Source organism: Microbacterium sp. NPDC059771 (genome assembly GCF_042732495.1).
GTDB classification, from domain to species: Bacteria; Actinomycetota; Actinomycetes; order Actinomycetales; family Microbacteriaceae; genus Microbacterium; species Microbacterium sufflavum.
Map to the genome: position 1 here is coordinate 1 of NZ_JBHWHK010000014.1, position 1,615 is coordinate 1,615.

Annotated in this window: 2 protein-coding genes; one reads left to right on the plus strand and one right to left on the minus strand. The window is 67.9% G+C overall.

What is annotated here, in order from left to right; translation table 11 throughout:
- The first annotated feature begins 304 nt into the window (after nucleotides 1–304).
- Nucleotides 305–1,104 (plus strand): IS5 family transposase gene (locus ACFV3I_RS18725; protein WP_378823956.1). Its coding sequence is split into 2 segments (ribosomal slippage): nucleotides 305–640 and nucleotides 643–1,104, totalling 798 coding nucleotides; the frame shifts between segments, so codons are not numbered across the junction.
- Between the two features lie 45 nt (nucleotides 1,105–1,149).
- Here ACFV3I_RS18725 and ACFV3I_RS18730 read toward each other — a convergent pair.
- On the minus strand, nucleotides 1,150–1,615 hold a 466-nt coding region (locus ACFV3I_RS18730; protein ID WP_378823954.1), incomplete at its 5' end, for a DedA family protein.

The window sequence follows — 1,615 nt, forward strand, 5'->3', positions numbered from 1 at the left end:
CCTGCCACCTCGCACAACGCGGACGGCACGTCGCACTGCTCCTGCCCTGGCCGCGAACCGAGTTCGAACGCTGGGAACGGTCCGACCAACGGCTTCGACGGTGGTGGCTCAAGGAAACATGGCTCACCGAAGGCAACTATGCGCGGAGGCGGGCCGGTGAGTAACACCAGCGCCGACAGCGACACCGTCGTGCTGCGGTGGACCAGGCACCCGCACTGCGTCGCACTCGCCCGCCAGGAATTGCGTGCCGTGTTGCATAAGAAGTCATCTCATTTGGCTGGGTAAGCTGCTGGTCGTGGCAAGGATCGTTGAGCGGCTGGTGCCGGATGAGTTGTGGGAGTTGTTCCAGCGGGTGGTGCCGGAGGCGCCGTCACGGCCCCAGGGTGGCGGTCGGCGTCGGCATGGTGACCGCGAAGTGCTCGCCGCGATCGTCTTCGTGGCAACCTCTGGGTGCACGTGGCAGCAGTTGCCGACGGCCTCGTTCGGGCCATCGGGAGCGACAGCCCATCGGCGCTTCGCCGAGTGGTCGAAGGCCCGAGTGTGGGCGAAACTCCACCGCCTGGTCCTCGACGAACTCGGATCCCGAGGCGAGCTGGACTGGTCCCGGTGCGCGATCGACTCGGTCAACATGCGGGCCCTGAAAAGGGGGAGCTGACAGGTCCGAATCCTGTGGACCGGGGCAAGTACGGCTCGAAGATCCACTTGATCACCGATCGGACCGGTCTGCCCTTGTCCGTCGGCATCTCGGGGGCGAATCTGCACGACAGCCAGGCACTGATCCCGCTCGTGAAGGGCATACCGCCGATCCGCTCCCGTCGAGGACCTCGGCGACGCAGGCCCCACAAACTCCACGCCGACAAGGGCTACGACTACATCCACCTGCGGCGATGGCTGTCCGGCCGAGGCATCCGGCACCGTATCGCCCGCAAAGGCGTCGAAACCTCGCAACGGCTCGGCCGCCACCGTTGGACCATAGAACGCACGATGGCGTGGCTCGCCGGATGCAGACGTCTGCACCGCCGCTACGAACGGAAAGCAGACCACTTCCTCGCCTTCACCAGCATCGCCTGCACCCTCATCTGCTATCGCCGACTCACCAAATGAGATGGCTTCTTAGAACGCTCAGCAGGTCTGTCTCTCCGGGCCCGATCACCGCGCAGCGGGCGGTGCAGGAAGCTGATCGCAGTCCGCAGGGCTGGAGGTACGCCGTGCGAGACCGTCGGTGCGTCGTGTGGGCCGGAAATGTCGGCGTCGCAGGAGCGCGACGGCCACGGCGGCCAGGGCGACGAGGGCTATGGCGGGGCCGCTCATGGTGAGGACGCGCTGAAGGGAGGTTGCGGCGGCGTATCCGGCGCCAGCCTCGGCGGTGGCCCACAGCAGGGCAGCGGTGAGGCTGTAGGGGGCGATGCGGCGGTACGGAAGGTGGGTGGCTCCTGCGAGGTGGGGGGTGAGGGTGCGCAGCACGGGCAGGAAGCGGGCGAGGAAGACGGCCCGGCCGCCGTGCCGTGTCATGAGGGCTTCGGCCCGGTTCCAGGCGGCCGCTGGGATGCGGTGGCTGAGTCGGCCGGTGCGCAGCCGGTGGCTGAGGAGGCGGCCGGTGCGGTGGGCGAGGAAG